Raw genomic sequence first — 15,058 nt, 5'->3', positions numbered from 1 at the left:
CCGCGGGTTAGGCCAGGAGGGCGCGAGCGAGGCGGCTCAGCCGCCCAGGAAGCTTCTGGCGACCTCGGGGTCGGCCAGCAGGGCGGCACCGGTGTCGGTGAAGCGGTTCTGGCCGGCGGCCAGCACGAAGCCCTTGTCGGCGATGGCCAGCGCCTGCTTGGCGTTCTGCTCCACCATCAGGATGCCGACCCCGGCGGCGTTGATCGTCTTCACCCGTTCGAAGATCTCGTTCATGTAGAGCGGCGAGAGGCCGGCGGTGGGCTCGTCGAGCAGCAGCAGGCTGGGCTCGGCCATCAGCGCCCGGCCCATGGCGACCATCTGGCGCTGGCCGCCGGAGAGTTCGCCGGCGGGCTGGTGGCGCTTGTCCTGGAGCGGGGGGAAGAGCTCGTAGACCTGCGTCAACATGCGCTTGACGTTCTCGGGCTTGAGGTAGGCGCCCATCTCCAGGTTCTCCTGCACCGTCAGGCTCGGGAAGACGTTGTGCTCCTGGGGGATGAAGCCCATGCCCTTCTGTACCAGCCGGTTGGGCGCCAGGTTGTGGATCGGCTCGCCGCGCAGCCGGATCTCGCCCTGGCTGACGGTGAGCAGGCCGAACACGGCCTTGAGCATGGTCGACTTGCCGGCCCCGTTGGGGCCGACGATCACGCCGATCTCGTCGGCCTCGATCGCCATGTCCACCCCGTGGAGGATGTTCATGGCGCCGTAGCCGCAGTGCACTTCGCGCGCTTCGAGTAGTGGCATCGATGGTTCCCTGCGCAATGACTGTCTTGTTGGTGCCCGGGGTGATCGCGTTGCGGAGGCCCTCAGGCGGCGCCGGCGCCCTCAGGCGACGTTGGAGCCAAAGTAGGCCTCGATGACCCGGGGGTCGTTGCGAACCTCGTCGATGGTGCCCTCGACCAGGACGCTGCCCTGGGCCAGCACGATCACCGGGTCGCAGAGCCGGGCGATCATGGCCATGTCGTGCTCGATCACCAGGAAGGTGTAGCCGAGTTCGCGGTTGAGGCGCTCGATGTTGCTCATCAGGTCGCCGAGCAGGGTGCGGTTGACCCCGGCGCCGATCTCGTCGAGCAGCACCACCCGGGCGTCGGTCATCATGGTGCGGCCGAGCTCGAGGAGCTTCTTCTGGCCGCCGGAGAGGTTGCCGGCGAGCTCGTTGCGCACCTGGTGCAGGCCGATGAAGTCGATCACCTCGAGGGCCTTGCGGCGCACCTCGGCCTCCTGCCGACGCACCAGGCCGGGTTTGAACCAGGCATGGAACAGGTTCTCGCCGGCCTGATGGGACGGCACCATCATCAGGTTCTCCAGCGCCGTCAACTGGGAGAACTCGTGGGCGATCTGGAAGGTGCGCAGCAGCCCCTGGTGGAAGAGGGTGTTGGCGGGCAGGCCGGTGATGTCCTCGCCGTCGAACAGCACCTGGCCGTTGTCCAGCGGCAGGGCGCCGGCGATGATGTTGAACAGGGTGGACTTGCCGGCCCCGTTGGGGCCGATCAGCCCGGTGATCGAGCCCTCTTCCACCCGGATCGAGCAGTCGTCGATGACCTTGAGGCCACCGAACGCCTTGTGGACGTGTCGAACGTCGATGATGGCTGCCATGTCCCGTTCCATTGTTGTTGTGTGCGGCTGTTGTGTGGCGCGCCCGGAGGCGCTACCCGGGCGCCGCTGTCGTACCGCAGGCGAGACGGCTCACGGCTCCTGGCTAGGCTCCACCAGGAAGGTGCGGCCGGCGGCGAAGGCGCCGACGATCACCAGGGCGCCGATGGTCGGGATCAGGTAGCCCTCCACCTGCGGGATGCTGCGCAGGAAGACGAAGGCCACCGCGGCCGGGGCGACGAAGCGCACCAGGAAGCGCCAGACGGTGAACCAGGCCTCGCTCGTGCGCATCTCCTTCATCACCTCGGAGTGGGTCAGGGCCCAGCCGGCGAACAGGGCGATCAGCAGGCCGCCCAGCGGCATGAAGATGTTGGTCAGCAGTTCGATGAGGTCGAAGGCGCTGCGGCCGAACAGGGCGTGGAAGAGGGTACCCTCGGCCCAGACGTTGAAGCTGGTGACGGTGAGCAGGCCCAGCGCCCAGCTGGCCACCACCATGAGGGTTACGGCCTGGGGGCGGGTCAGGTCGAAGCGCTCGACCAGGAAGGCGGCTACCGGTTCGATCAGCGAGATCGAGGAGCTGATGGCCGCTCCCAGCACCAGGATGAAGAAGACCCCGCCGATCAGCGCGCCGAAGGGCATCTCGGCGAAGGCCAGGGGCAGGGTGACGAACATCAGGCCGGGGCCCTGGCCCGGGCCCAGGCCGGCACCGAACACCAGCGAGAAAATCGCCAGGCCGGCGACCATGGCCACGGCGGTGTCGACGACGGCGATGGCGATGGCGGTGCGGGTCAGCGAGGCCTCGCTGGACATGTAGGCGCCGTAGGCCATGATCGCGCCCATGCCGAGACTCAGGGTGAAGAACGACTGCCCCATGGCCTGCAGCCAGCCCTCGAGGCTCAGGTCGGCGAGGTTGAAGGTGAACAGGAAGCTGGCCGCGGCCCCGATATCGCCGTTGGCGATGCCGTAGGCGAGTACCACCAGCAGGATCACGAACAGTGACGGCATCATGATGCGCAGGCTGCTCTCGATGCCCCGGTGGATGCCCATGCCGACGATGAGGCCGGAGGCGATGATGAAGAGGGTGTGGTAGAGGGTCAGCAGGCCTGGTGAGGCGAGCAGGGCGTCGAAGCCGGCCCCGATGGTCTCGGCATCGGCGCCGGTGAGCGAGCCGGTGAGCATCTGCCAGGTATAGTGGATCGCCCAGCCGGCGATCACCGAATAGAAACTGAGGATCAGGAAGGCCGAGGAGGCGCCCAGCCAGCCGATCGACTCCCAGGCCCGCGAGGCGTGGTGGGTCCGGGTCAGGTGGCGCATGCCCATGATCGGGCTGCGGCGACTGGCCCGACCGAGCATGGTCTCGGCGATCAGGATCGGGATGCCCACGGCGAAGATGGTCAGGGCATAGACCAGGATGAAGGCACCGCCGCCGTTCTCGCCGGTGAGATAGGGGAAGCGCCACAGGTTGCCGAGCCCCACCGCCGAGCCGACGGCGGCCAGCAGGAAGGTGCCCTTGTGTGTCCAGACGTTGTGCGTGCTCATGAAGGTTCCGGGTGTTCCTGATCGGCCTTGTGGGCCTCGGGTCGGCCTGGTGGGCCGGAGTGTGCAGCGTTGGGGCATGTCCCGACGCAGGCGCCAACTTTGCGTCATTACCCCGCTGCCTGACTAGTGGGCGATCGTTTAGGGTGCGTTAAGGACACGCTATGGTATCGTCCCGCTGGATCAGCCCCGCGCTTCGCTGTCGTCTTCGCGGGGGTCGCGTTGCGGCTCCAGGGCCCGGCTGGCGTCGGGCAGGCGCACGGTGTCGCCCAGGGCGAGCTTGCCGTGGGACTTCATGCGCCGGCCGTTGTCGGCCGAGATCAGCGCCACCACCTCGCCGATGCTGGTGCCTTCGACGTAGGCCTCGACCCTGACCCGCACGGTGGCCCCCTCGTGGCGCGCCGAGAGGATGTCGCCGGGCCCCGGGGCGGCGTAGCCCGCGGGGTCCCGTTCGAAGTGGCGTATCACGCTATCGGCGCCCGGATCGTCCCAATCGACGTGCTTGTGCATGACGCGGTCTCCTCTGCTGGACATGGTGCGGGGGCATGCCGCCCCCGCTTCCCTGAGCCTAGCCGAGTGGCCGGGAATGCCAAGGTGGGCCGTCGCGGGCGGGTGCCAAACAACCAAAACCCCCTACGGTTGGACCAGTGTCCAACTTTCGGGGGTCGGTTCGGGAAAGGCGGCCTGATGCCGGTCAGCGATTACTTCTTGCTGGCGCGCTTGCGCTCGTTCTCGGTGAGATGCTTCTTGCGCAGGCGGATGTGGTTGGGGGTGACCTCGACCAGTTCGTCGTCGTCGAGGAACTCGATCGCCTGCTCCAGGGTGAACTTCACCGGCGGCGTCAGCACGATGTTCTCGTCGTTGCCCGAGGCGCGCATGTTGTCGAGCTTCTTGCCCTTGGTGGGGTTGACCACCATGTCGTTGGCGCGGTTGTTGATGCCCACCAGCATGCCCTCGTAGACCTCGGTGGCGTGGTCGATGATCAGCTTGCCGCGCTCCTGCAGGGCGTAGAGGGCGTAGGCCAGCGCCTTGCCGGGCACCATGGAGACCAGCACGCCGTTGCGACGCTCGATGGAGGCGTCGGGCTTGAGCGGGCCGTAGTGGTCGAAGCGGCTGGTGAGGATGCCGGTGCCGGAGGTCAGGGTCATGAACTGGCCGCGGAAGCCGATCAGGCCGCGGGCGGGGATCATGAAGTCCAGGCGCACCCGGCCCTTGCCGTCGGGGTTCATGTTGGTCAGCTCGCCCTTGCGGTAGCCGAGCTCCTCCATGATGGCGCCCTGGTGCTGCTCCTCGCAGTCGATGATGACTTCTTCGTAGGGCTCCTGCTTGACCCCGTCGATCTCCTTGATGATCACCTCGGGGCGACCCACGGCCAGCTCGAAGCCCTCGCGACGCATGGTCTCGATCAGCACCGAGAGGTGCAGTTCGCCGCGGCCGGAGACCTTGAACTTCTCCGGGGTCTCGCCCTGCTCGACGCGCAGCGCCACGTTGTGGATCAGCTCCTGCTCGAGGCGATCCTTGATGTTGCGGCTGGTGACGAACTTGCCGTCCTTGCCGGCGAAGGGCGAATCGTTGACCTGGAAGGTCATGGAGACGGTCGGCTCGTCGACCGACAGCGGCGGCAGCGCCTCGACGGCGGCCGGGTCGCAGAGGGTGTCGGAGATCGACAGGTCGTCGATGCCGGTGATGCAGATGATGTCGCCGGCGGTGGCCTCGTCGGTCTGCACCCGCTCCAGGCCCAGGTGGGTCATCACCTGGCCGACCTTGCCCTTGCGGGTCTTGCCGTCGGGATCCACGATCACGACCTGCTGGTTGGGCCTGACCGCGCCGCGCTTGATGCGGCCCAGGCCGATGACGCCGACGTAGCTGTTGTAGTCCAGGGCCGAGATCTGCATCTGGAAGGGGCCGTCGAGCTCGACCTCGGGCGGCTCGACGATGTCGACGATGGCCTGGAACATGGGGGTCATGTCGTCGGCCAGCTCCTCGGGGTCCATGCCGGCGATGCCGTTGAGGGCCGAGCAGTAGATGATCGGGAAGTCGAGCTGCTCATCGGTGGCGCCGAGGTTGTCGAACAGGTCGAAGATCTGGTCGATGACCCAGTCGGGGCGGGCACCGGGGCGGTCGATCTTGTTGACCACCACGATCGGCTTGAGGCCCTGGTCGAAGGCCTTCTGGGTGACGAAGCGGGTCTGCGGCATGGGGCCGTCGACGGCGTCGACCAGCAGCAGTACCGAGTCGACCATCGACATCACGCGCTCGACCTCGCCACCGAAGTCGGCGTGTCCCGGAGTATCGACGATATTGATGTGATAGGGGGTACCGGAGGCATCTTCCCAGCGGATCGCGGTGTTCTTCGACAGGATGGTGATGCCGCGTTCCTTTTCCTGATCATTGGAGTCCATGATGCGCTCCTGCCCCTCGGCCTTGCGGTCCAGGGTGCCGGACTGGCTGAGCAGCTTGTCGACCAGAGTGGTCTTGCCGTGGTCGACGTGGGCGATGATGGCAATGTTGCGAAGTTTCTCGATCACGACGCGATCCTGCTGGGAAAAAGTGGGGACGCATTATAAAGCCAGGGCGGTGGCCCCTACCAGCACTGTCGGCGGTTATCCCACGAGACGAGGGCCCCGGTGCGGGAATTCAATGGCTTGGCGACGGCCGGAAATGGCGCTCCGACGGAAAATCGCCCCACCCGCCTCCACGGTGGCGGGCGGGGCGTGGCGGATCAGCCCCCGTCGATGGCCAGGCGCCGCTTCACCCGGCCGAAGGCCGCCAGGGCGAATTCCAGGTCGTCGCGCTCGAAGGCCGCCGACAGCTGGGTACGGATGCGGGCCTTGCCCTTCGGCACCACGGGGTAGGAGAAGGCGGTGACGTAGATGCCCTCCTCGAGCATGGCCTCGGCGAACCGGCCGGCGACGGCGGCATCGTTCAGCATCACCGGCACGATGGGGTGCTCGCCGGGGAGCAGGGTGAACCCCAGGGATTCCAGGCCGGCTCGGAAGAAGGCGGTGTTGTCCTTGAGCCGCGTGCGCAGCTCGCCGGATCCGGCGGCCAGCTCCAGCGCCTTCAGGGCACCGGCCACCACCGGCGGTGCGACGGTGTTGGAGAACAGGTAGGGGCGCGAGCGCTGGCGCAGCAGCTCGATCACCTCGCGCCTGCCGCTGGTGTAACCGCCGCTGGCGCCGCCCAGGGCCTTGCCCAGGGTGCCGGTGGTGATGTCCACCCGGTCCATGCAGCCCAGGCGCTCGTGAGTGCCGCGCCCGCCGGCGCCGAGGAAGCCGGTAGCGTGGCAGTCGTCGAAGTGCACCAGGGCACCATGGCGCTCGGCCAGGTCGCAGATCTCGTCGAGCCTGGCGATGTAGCCGTCCATGGAGAAGACGCCGTCGGTGGTGATCAGCTTGAAGCGGGCGCCGTCCCGGTCGGCGGCCTGGAGCTGGGCCTCGAGGTCGGCCATGTCGCTGTTGCGGTAGCGGTAGCGCCGCGCCTTGCTCAGCCGGATGCCGTCGATGATGCTGGCATGGTTGAGCTCGTCGGAGATGACGGCGTCCTCGGCACCCAGCAGGGTCTCGAACAGCCCGCCGTTGGCGTCGAAGCAGGAGGGGTAGAGGATGGTGTCCTCGGTGCCGAGGAACTCGCTCAGCCGCTGCTCCAGTTGCTTGTGCAGGGTCTGGGTGCCGCAGATGAAGCGCACCGAGGCCATGCCGTAGCCCCACTGTGCGAGGCCCTCCGCGGCGGCGGCATTGACCGCCGGATGCTGGGCCAGGCCGAGATAGTTGTTGGCGCAGAGGTTGAGCACCTCGCGGCCCTCCTGGATGCCGACACGGGCCCCCTGGGGGGTGGTCAGCTGGCGCTCGTGCTTGTAGAGCCCGGCCGACTCGATGGCGTCGAGCTCGCCGCGCAGGTGGTGCTGAAAGTTGCCGTACATGGTGTTACTCCCAATTGAGGACGACCTTGCTGGCCTCGCCGGCGTGCATGGCATCGAAGCCCTGCTGGAAGTCGGTGTAGGGGAGCCGATGGGTGATCACCGGCGAGATGTCGAGCCCGGAGTCGACCATCACCGACATCTTGTACCAGGTCTCGTACATCTCGCGGCCGTAGATCCCCTTCAGCGTCAGCATGTTGAAGATCACGGTGTTCCAGTCGATGGCCATCTCCTCGCTGGGAATGCCGAGCAGCGCCACCCTGCCGCCGTGGCACATGTTGGCCAGCATGTCGCGGAAGGCGTCGGGGTTGCCGGACATCTCGAGCCCCACATCGAAGCCCTCGTGGAGGCCCAGGTCGCGCTGCACCTCGGCCAGGCTCTCGCGGCGCACGTCGACGGTGCGCGTGGCGCCCAGGCGGGCGGCCAGGGCCAGGCGCCCGGGATTGAGGTCGGTGATCACCACGTGGCGCGCTCCGGCGTGACGGCAGACCGCCGCGGCCATGGCGCCGATGGGCCCCGCGCCGGTGATCAGCACGTCCTCGCCGAGCAGGTCGTACTGCAGGGCGGTATGCACGGCATTGCCCAGCGGGTCGAACAGCGCCGCCACGTCGAGGTCGATGCCCGGCCGGTGCTCCCAGACGTTGGACATGGGCAGGGCCACGTACTCGGCGAAGGCACCGGGCCGGTTCACCCCGATGCCGCTGGTATGGGCGCAGAGGTGGCGCCGGCCGGCCAGGCAGTTGCGGCAGCGGCCGCAGACCACGTGGCCCTCGCCGGAGACGATCTGGCCGGGATGGAAGTCATTGACGTTGGAGCCGACCGCGACGATCTCGCCGACGAACTCGTGACCGACGACCATCGGCACGGGAATGGTCTTCCGGGCCCAGCCGTCCCAGTGATAGATGTGCATGTCGGTTCCGCAGATGGCGGTGCGCTTCACCCGGATCAGGACATCATTGATGCCGACCTCGGGGTCGGGAACCTCCTCCAGCCATAGGCCCGGCGCGGCCTCTCGCTTGACCAGTGCTTTCATGACCCTATCCCCTTGCCTGTGCGTGGTTGTATCGGGGCCCTGGCAATCTGTCGCAAGGCGTTTAGTATGCAAGAACATTATCCAGTATTGCAGAACGGTTCCACCATACAAGAGTTTTTTCTCACATAGTGGATTAGTGCCGTGAAGGAAGCGGGCCTGGTGGACACGAGACCTTGCCGCATGACAACGAGGTGCCTTGCTTGAACGGTAGAACAGTCAGTCGGGATCAGCACGGCGATGTGGGCAGCCAGGTGCTGTCGAGTCGCGTGATCGAGCTGCGCAAGAAGCGCAATCTGACCCTGGAGCAACTGGCGGCCGCCTCGGGGGTCAGCCGCTCGATGCTCAGCCAGATCGAACGTGGCCGGGCCAACCCCACCCTGGCGGTGACCCTGCGCATTGCCCAGGCCTTTGGCCTGAACATCGGCGAACTGGTGGATCAGCCCTGGACCGCCTCCCGGATCGAGATCGTGCGCCGTGACGATGCCAGCCAGATGTTTCGCGACGACCAGGAGTGTCGGATCCGCACGCTTTCCCCCCTGCACCTGGAGAAGAGCGTGGAGTTCTACGAGCTGTGCCTCGCCCCGCGTGCCCGCCTGCACAGTGCGCCGCACTTCGAGGGGACCCGCGAGCTCCTGACCGTCACCCGGGGCAGCGCCCGGGTGCAGGCCGGCGACAATCGCTGTGTCCTGGGTCCCGGCGATTCCGCCCACTACCACGCCGACCTGGAGCACACCATCGAGAACATCAGTGACGAGGAGCTGGTAGGCTTTCTGGTCGTGACCTATCAGTGATGGCCGGGCGGCCTCAGCGGAACCGGGAGTGGACCCGGGCCTGGCAGGCGCGCAGTCGCTCCAGCAGCTCGGGGAGGGCCCTTGTGTCCAGCGAGGGGTCGAAGCCGCCGATGCGGTCGAACCACTCCCGTACCACGCACAGGGTGTCGGCAGGAGGTGCGCGGCGCAGCCATTGCCACAGCCGGGTGGCCGGGCCGCGGGACCCCGAGGGCAGGACCATGACATCCCAGGCGCGATGCTCGACCCCGTCGACGACCACGGCGAGCCAGTCGGTAGGGATGGGCAGGGTCGGCGCGGGAAAGATCAGCACCGTCCCCTGGCTGCGTGCCACCGCGGCGTTGAGGCGGCCGCCCAGTGGCTCGTTCGCGCAGGGTAGCAGGCGGACACCGAAGCGATTGGCGAGCCTGGGGAGTCGCGGGTCGGCGGTGTCGTCGACCAGCAGCAGCTCGATACGGCCGTCCCGGCCCCGCAGCAGCCTCTGAAGCGCCGCCAGGCGCCTGGGGAGGCTAGTGCCCGTGGAGCGGGCATCGAGGAAAATGCTGCAAGCAAACATGCTCGGGTGCGCTCCGCTGGACTGGACACCATGCCATGGCGCCGGGGCCGAAACGCGGGCGTTCCCGAACCGGTGCCTGTGTGTAATTGAGTGTAGTTTTTGGTTGTTAAGCGTATCAATGCGTTTCCCGGGTGAAATTCCTGGGGCACGAGGAGGAGGTCTGCCCTGTGACGGCATGAGCCGTGCTATCAGCAAGGCCGCCGTAGCGCGGGCCGGCGTCAGCCATGCGCCATTATTGTGCAATGGTCTTTCTTTGTGCACCAATAGGGTGCCGTGATGGGGCCTTGCGAAGCCTCCCCAGGCGAGATGCGGCCGGCATGGTGCAGGAGAGTGCTTCATGCCGCATGGGAAAATTCAATGAAATAAAGTGGTTGCCGTGATGGCACGTCATGCTGGTGCAATTATGGCACGCCGCCTGCATTGATTTGGCCAGCGCCATGTTCGCGCATGGCGGACGTGGGCAGGATGCCTGCGACGTGATAAAACTCTCGCTGGGCCGACCAGCGCCAGTGGATCATCATCCCAACATATCGAGCCAAGCTCACAGTGGAGGACAACATGCCTGCCAAGACTCTCGCCCTGATCGAAGAACATGACGTCAAGTGGATCGATCTGCGTTTCACCGATACCAAAGGCAAGGAGCAGCACGTCTCCATCCCGGCCCGTGACGTCGACGAGGAGTTCTTCGAGAACGGCCAGATGTTCGACGGCTCCTCGATTTCCGGCTGGAAGGGCATCAACGAGTCGGACATGATCCTGCGTCCGGAAGATGGCACCGCCTTCCTCGACCCCTTCACCGAGGACGCCACCCTGGTGCTGCGCTGCGACATCATCGAGCCGGCCACCATGCAGGGCTATGACCGCGACCCGCGCTCCATCGCCAAGCGCGCCGAGGCCTACCTGCAGTCCAGCGGCCTGGGCGATACCGCCTTCTTCGGCCCGGAGCCCGAGTTCTTCATCTTCGACGAGGTGCACTGGAAGGCTGACATCGAAGGCGCCATGTACAAGATCTCCTCGGAAGAGGGTGCCTGGTCCACCGACCGTCCCATCGAGGGCGGCAACCTGGCACACCGTCCGCGCGTCAAGGGCGGCTACTTCCCGGTCCCGCCGGTGGACAGCTTCCACGACATCCGCGGTGCCATGTGCAACACCCTGGAGGCCATCGGCCAGCGCGTCGAGGTGCACCACCACGAGGTGGCCAACGCCGGCCAGAACGAGATCGGCGTCAAGTTCAACACCCTGGTGAAGAAGGCCGACGAACTTCAGGAGATGAAGTACGTCGTCCACAACGTGGCCCACGCCTATGGCAAGACCGCCACCTTCATGCCCAAGCCGCTGGTCGGCGACAACGGCAGCGGCATGCACGTCCACCAGTCGTTCTGGAAGGATGGCGTCAACCAGTTCGCCGGTGACGAGTACGCGGGTCTCTCCGAGATGGCGCTCTACTACATCGGCGGCATCATCAAGCACGCCCGCGCCCTGAACGCCTTCACCAACGCCTCCACCAACTCCTACAAGCGGCTGGTGCCGGGCTTCGAGGCGCCGGTGATGCTGGCTTACAGCGCCCGCAACCGCTCCGCCTCCATCCGCATCCCCTATACCGCCAGCCCCAAGGGCAAGCGCGTCGAGTGCCGCTTCCCGGATCCGACCGCCAACCCCTACCTGGCCTTCGCGGCGATGCTGATGGCCGGTATCGACGGCATCAAGAACAAGATCCATCCGGGCGATGCCATGGACAAGAACCTCTACGACCTGCCGCCGGAAGAGGGCAAGGCCGTGCCGACCGTGGCCAGCGGCCTGGACCAGGCGCTGGAGGCGCTGGACGCCGATCGCGCCTTCCTCACCGAGGGCGGTGTCTTCACCGACGAGATGATCGACGCCTACATCGAGCTCAAGATGGAAGACGTCGAGCGTATCCGCATGTCCACCCATCCGGTCGAGTTCGACATGTACTACAGCTGCTGATTCCCGGCCCTGCGGGGCCGGCCAGCACGGCGCCCCGGTGCGTCGAAGGGAAAAGGGGTTCCGCCATGGCGGAACCCCTTTCTTTCGTACACTATCCAAGAAGCAACGTGGGCAAGACCAGATGAGCGACAGGGCCGGTGTTCCCGGAAGGCATCGGCACCGACGCGGGGGAGCAGGCATGAACAAGGCACTGGCGGTACTGGCGCTCGGGCTTGCGGTGAGTCTCGCGGCCCAGGCCCAGACCATCTACCGCACCACCGATGCCCAGGGCAATGTGGTCTTCACCGACAATCCGGACCGCGGCGGCGAGGAGGTCGAGCTCTCGCCGCTCACCGTGGTGCCCTCCCGCGAGGTGCGCCGGGAGCAGGCGGTGCCGCGGGTCGAGGGCAGCGGTGCGGCGGCGGTGAGCGCCTCGCCGGGGCAGCCCTTCATGCCCTACGACGGCTTCCGGATCCTCGCGCCGGCCCATGAGGAGACGCTGCCGACCGGCCATGCCGGCAATGTGCAGGTGGAGCTCGGCATCGAGCCCGAGTTGCGCGAGGATCATCGGGTGCGCCTGCTGCTGGATGGCCAGGTCAGTCAGTCGGCCATGCACACCAGCGCCTTCATGCTCACCAACCTGGATCGCGGCGAGCACGTGCTGCAGGCCGAGCTGCTCGATGCCAACGGCGAGGTCCGCCATCGTACCCCGCCGGTGACCCTCTACGTGCAGCGGGCCAGCGTCAACCTGCCCCAGAATCCCAACCGCCCCGATTAGCTGCCCCTTCGCCGGGCACCCCGGCCGTTGTGCCCGGACGGCAGTCCGAGGCCCTGTCGTGACGTGACGCGTGACGAGCGGCCCCTTGATCCCATGGATCGCGCCGAGCGGATTCGCCGCAGTGTCGACCTGGAGTTCCAGTCCCTGGACCGGGAGGAGCGGCGCCGCGAGAGGCGTCGCCTCGAGCGCCGTTCGCCCTCCCGTGACGAACTCGACGGACCGAAAGGGAGGCGCCGATTCAAGCGACGCTTCGACCCCCATCACCCCTGACGGCCCCCCTGGTGCCCGCCCTGGGCTAACATTCCCGTTGCTGGTGCAGCGGGACGATCCACTGGCTCGCTTTCGTGCGCCACTTTCTTCAATGCACTATTTTGGTGCACAAAAGGGGGGCATGAGGGCACCGAAACGGCGCCAGGACGCTCTTTCCGGTGCTGGCGCGCTTCTTGCAGTGCTATGGGCAGCACGCCTTGCCATGTCCGGACGGGGCGGTGGGAGCCGAGAGGTCACAGCCCCTCCACGGACGGTGAGCGGGACAACGCCATGATTCGAGAAGACCCGATGTATCAACGCTTGATGGAGCACCTGACCACGGCGGTACTGTTGCTGGATGGCCGGTTGCGCCTGTGCTGGATGAACCCCTCGGCCGAGGCCCTGCTGGCCGTCAGCCTGAGTCGGGTCGAGGGCGTCGCGTTCACCACTGTGGTGGGCAGTGAGGACGGCATCGCCGAGGTGCTCGACAAGGCCCGCGAGGAGTTCCACCCCTTCACCCAGCGCGAGGCGCGACTGGTGGTGGTCGGTGGCGAGGCGCTCACGGTGGACTACACGGTCACGCCACTCAGCGCCGACGAGCTGCTGCTGGAAATCGAGCCGCGTGACCGCTTGATGCGCATCTCCCGGGAGGAGGCCCTGATGACCCGCCAGGAGACCATCAAGGTACTGACCCGCGGACTGGCCCACGAGGTCAAGAACCCCCTGGGCGGGATCCGCGGCGCCGCCCAACTGCTGGAGCGTGACCTCGACGATCCCGGGCTCAAGGAGTTCACCCATATCATCGTCGAGGAGGTCGACCGCCTGCGCGACCTGGTGGACTCCATGCTGGGCCCCAACCGGGTGGCCCGCCATGAGCCGCTGAACATCCACAAGGTGCTGGAACGAGTACGCTCGCTGCTGATCGTCGAGCAGTCTGGGGTGCATATCGAGCGCGACTACGATCCCAGCCTGCCCGATCTCGCCGGCGACGAGTCGCAGATGATCCAGGCGGCGCTCAACGTGGCACGCAACGCCGTGGAGGCGATGACCGAGGCCGGCATCCCCGAGCCGCGGCTGGTGCTGCGGACCCGGGCCCGTCGCCAGTTCACCCTGGGGGCCGAGCGCCACCGGCTGGTGTGCGAGGTGGGGATCATCGACAACGGCCCGGGCATTCCCGCAACGCTGCGCGAGACGCTCTTCTACCCGATGGTCTCGGGGCGGGCCGACGGCAGCGGCCTGGGCCTGTCCATCGCCCAGGCGATCCTGCACCAGCACCAGGGGTTGATCGAGTGTGACTCCTCGCCTGGCCGAACCGAATTCCGACTGCTGATTCCGCTGGAGAAGCGCCATGACTGATGCCGCACGTGTCGTGATCGTCGACGACGATCGTGCCATTCGCTGGGTGCTGGAGCGCGCCCTGGCCCAGCCCGACCTGGAGGTCGAGTGCATCGAGCGCGCCGATACCGCCCTCGGCCGGCTGCTCGACGACCCGCCCGACGTGCTGGTCACCGATATCCGCATGCCGGGCATCGATGGCCTGGACCTGATGTCGCGGGTGCGCGAGGCCCACCCCGACCTGCCGGTCATCGTGATGACCGCCCATTCCGACCTCGAGAGTGCCGTCGCCTCCTACCAGGGCGGTGCCTTCGAGTACCTGCCCAAGCCCTTCGACGTCGACGAGGCACTGGCCCTGGTACGCCGCGCCGTGGCCCACGCCCGCGAGCGCAAGCGCCCGGTCAGCGTGCCCGAGGGGCTCGACGCCGAGATCATCGGCGAGGCGCCGGCCATGCAGGAGGTGTTCCGCGCCATCGGCCGCCTGTCGCACTCCCATATCACGGTGCTGATCAATGGCGAGTCGGGGACCGGCAAGGAGCGCGTCGCCCGTGCCCTCCACCAACACAGTCCCCGGGGAGGACAGCCCTTTATCGCGCTGAACATGGCGGCGATTCCCCGTGACCTGATCGAGTCCGAACTGTTCGGCCACGAGAAGGGCGCCTTCACCGGTGCCACCGCCCAGCGCCAGGGGCGCTTCGAGCAAGCCAACGGCGGCACCCTGTTCCTCGACGAGATCGGCGACATGCCCGCCGAGACCCAGACCCGGCTGCTGCGGGTGCTGGCCGACGGCGAATTCTATCGGGTCGGGGGCCATACCCCGGTGAAGGTGGACGTGCGGATCATCGCCGCCACCCACCAGAACCTGGAGACGCTGGTGGATGACGGCCGTTTCCGCGAGGACCTCTTTCACCGCCTCAACGTGATCCGGGTGCACCTGCCGAAGCTGGCCGAGAGGCGCGAGGATATCCCGCGGCTGGCGCGCCACTTCCTGGCCGAGGCGGCCAAGGAACTCTCGACCGACGTCAAGGTGCTGACCGCCGAGGCCGAGGAGCACCTGACCCGGCTGCCCTGGCCGGGCAACGTGCGCCAGCTCGAGAACACCTGCCGCTGGCTGACGGTGATGGCCTCGGGGCGCGAAGTGTTGATCGAGGACCTGCCGCCGGAGCTGCGCGACGGCAGTGGCGGCGAGGCCGCCACCGGCGACTGGCGCGCGGCCTTCCGCGACTGGGCCGACCGGGCGCTGGCCGCCGGCCACACCCATCTGCTCGAGGAAGCGGTACCGGATTTCGAGAAGATCCTGATCGAGACGGCGCTCAAGCACACCGGCGGT

Annotated in this window: 14 protein-coding genes; 6 read left to right on the top strand and 8 right to left on the bottom strand. The window is 67.1% G+C overall.

Annotation, left to right across the window (positions count from 1 at the left end; translation table 11 throughout):
* Positions 1-36 precede the first annotated feature (36 nt).
* The 7 genes from CR157_RS13800 to tdh form a co-directional block, all read right to left on the bottom strand.
* A complete protein-coding gene (locus tag CR157_RS13800; protein WP_110284115.1) occupies positions 37-741 on the bottom strand; it encodes an ABC transporter ATP-binding protein in 705 nt (234 codons plus the stop codon).
* A gap of 81 nt (positions 742-822) precedes the next feature.
* On the bottom strand, positions 823-1,593 hold the full coding sequence (locus tag CR157_RS13795) for an ABC transporter ATP-binding protein (protein ID WP_110284114.1): 771 nt from the start codon (positions 1,591-1,593) through the stop codon (positions 823-825).
* A 90-nt stretch (positions 1,594-1,683) separates the two neighbouring features.
* Positions 1,684-3,129 (bottom strand): sodium-dependent transporter, encoded by a 1,446-nt coding sequence (locus CR157_RS13790; protein WP_110284113.1) that lies wholly within the window; start codon positions 3,127-3,129, stop codon positions 1,684-1,686.
* A 180-nt stretch (positions 3,130-3,309) separates the two neighbouring features.
* Positions 3,310-3,636: a hypothetical protein gene (locus tag CR157_RS13785; protein ID WP_110284112.1), complete on the bottom strand. Its 327-nt coding sequence runs from the start codon at positions 3,634-3,636 to the stop codon at positions 3,310-3,312.
* A 191-nt stretch (positions 3,637-3,827) separates the two neighbouring features.
* Positions 3,828-5,654 (bottom strand): translational GTPase TypA, encoded by a 1,827-nt coding sequence (gene typA / locus CR157_RS13780; RefSeq protein WP_110284111.1) that lies wholly within the window; start codon positions 5,652-5,654, stop codon positions 3,828-3,830.
* 194 nt (positions 5,655-5,848) lie between these two features.
* On the bottom strand, positions 5,849-7,048 hold the full coding sequence (gene kbl, locus CR157_RS13775) for a glycine C-acetyltransferase (RefSeq protein WP_110284110.1): 1,200 nt from the start codon (positions 7,046-7,048) through the stop codon (positions 5,849-5,851).
* 4 nt (positions 7,049-7,052) lie between these two features.
* Positions 7,053-8,078, bottom strand: a complete 1,026-nt coding sequence (tdh, locus tag CR157_RS13770) for an L-threonine 3-dehydrogenase (RefSeq protein WP_110284109.1) — start codon at positions 8,076-8,078, stop codon at positions 7,053-7,055.
* Positions 8,079-8,278: 200 nt separating this feature from the next.
* Between tdh and CR157_RS13765 the strand changes: the two genes are divergently transcribed.
* Positions 8,279-8,869 (top strand): helix-turn-helix domain-containing protein, encoded by a 591-nt coding sequence (locus CR157_RS13765; protein ID WP_258364176.1) that lies wholly within the window; start codon positions 8,279-8,281, stop codon positions 8,867-8,869.
* Between the two features lie 13 nt (positions 8,870-8,882).
* Here the strand turns inward: CR157_RS13765 and CR157_RS13760 are convergent, their stop codons facing one another.
* A complete protein-coding gene (locus CR157_RS13760) occupies positions 8,883-9,422 on the bottom strand; it encodes a hypothetical protein (protein WP_110284108.1) in 540 nt (179 codons plus the stop codon).
* A gap of 558 nt (positions 9,423-9,980) precedes the next feature.
* Here CR157_RS13760 and glnA point away from each other — a divergent pair.
* The 5 genes from glnA to ntrC all read left to right on the top strand — a co-directional run.
* Entirely contained in the window at positions 9,981-11,387 is a 1,407-nt protein-coding gene (gene glnA / locus CR157_RS13755) for a glutamate--ammonia ligase (protein WP_110284107.1), read from the top strand.
* Between the two features lie 178 nt (positions 11,388-11,565).
* The gene (locus tag CR157_RS13750; protein WP_110284106.1) at positions 11,566-12,144 is read left to right on the top strand and encodes a DUF4124 domain-containing protein; all 579 of its coding nucleotides are present in this window, start codon (positions 11,566-11,568) and stop codon (positions 12,142-12,144) included.
* A 93-nt stretch (positions 12,145-12,237) separates the two neighbouring features.
* The gene (locus CR157_RS22625) at positions 12,238-12,414 is read left to right on the top strand and encodes a hypothetical protein (RefSeq protein WP_181422067.1); all 177 of its coding nucleotides are present in this window, start codon (positions 12,238-12,240) and stop codon (positions 12,412-12,414) included.
* 288 nt (positions 12,415-12,702) lie between these two features.
* Positions 12,703-13,749 carry a nitrogen regulation protein NR(II) gene (gene glnL, locus CR157_RS13745; RefSeq protein WP_110284105.1) on the top strand — a complete coding sequence of 349 codons (1,047 nt, stop codon included), beginning with the start codon at positions 12,703-12,705 and terminating at the stop codon, positions 13,747-13,749.
* A partial coding sequence (gene ntrC / locus CR157_RS13740; protein WP_258364175.1) for a nitrogen regulation protein NR(I) occupies positions 13,742-15,058 on the top strand: 1,317 nt, incomplete at its 3' end. The genes glnL and ntrC, both read left to right, overlap by 8 nt.

Origin of the sequence: Halomonas sp. LBP4, assembly GCF_003202205.1 — a bacterium.
GTDB classification, from domain to species: Bacteria; Pseudomonadota; Gammaproteobacteria; order Pseudomonadales; family Halomonadaceae; genus Halomonas; species Halomonas flagellata.
This window is presented reverse-complemented; position numbering and strand designations above follow the sequence as displayed.

Coding starts and splice junctions, on each gene's coding strand:
- tdh (WP_110284109.1), bottom strand. CDS start 8,078: ATGAAAGCACTGGTCAAGCGAGAGGCCGCGCCGGGCCTATGGCTGGAG.
- CR157_RS13750 (WP_110284106.1), top strand. CDS start 11,566: ATGAACAAGGCACTGGCGGTACTGGCGCTCGGGCTTGCGGTGAGTCTC.
- glnA (WP_110284107.1), top strand. CDS start 9,981: ATGCCTGCCAAGACTCTCGCCCTGATCGAAGAACATGACGTCAAGTGG.
- kbl (WP_110284110.1), bottom strand. CDS start 7,048: ATGTACGGCAACTTTCAGCACCACCTGCGCGGCGAGCTCGACGCCATC.
- CR157_RS13785 (WP_110284112.1), bottom strand. CDS start 3,636: ATGCACAAGCACGTCGATTGGGACGATCCGGGCGCCGATAGCGTGATA.
- CR157_RS13795 (WP_110284114.1), bottom strand. CDS start 1,593: ATGGCAGCCATCATCGACGTTCGACACGTCCACAAGGCGTTCGGTGGC.
- CR157_RS13800 (WP_110284115.1), bottom strand. CDS start 741: ATGCCACTACTCGAAGCGCGCGAAGTGCACTGCGGCTACGGCGCCATG.
- CR157_RS22625 (WP_181422067.1), top strand. CDS start 12,238: ATGGATCGCGCCGAGCGGATTCGCCGCAGTGTCGACCTGGAGTTCCAG.
- glnL (WP_110284105.1), top strand. CDS start 12,703: ATGTATCAACGCTTGATGGAGCACCTGACCACGGCGGTACTGTTGCTG.
- CR157_RS13790 (WP_110284113.1), bottom strand. CDS start 3,129: ATGAGCACGCACAACGTCTGGACACACAAGGGCACCTTCCTGCTGGCC.
- CR157_RS13760 (WP_110284108.1), bottom strand. CDS start 9,422: ATGTTTGCTTGCAGCATTTTCCTCGATGCCCGCTCCACGGGCACTAGC.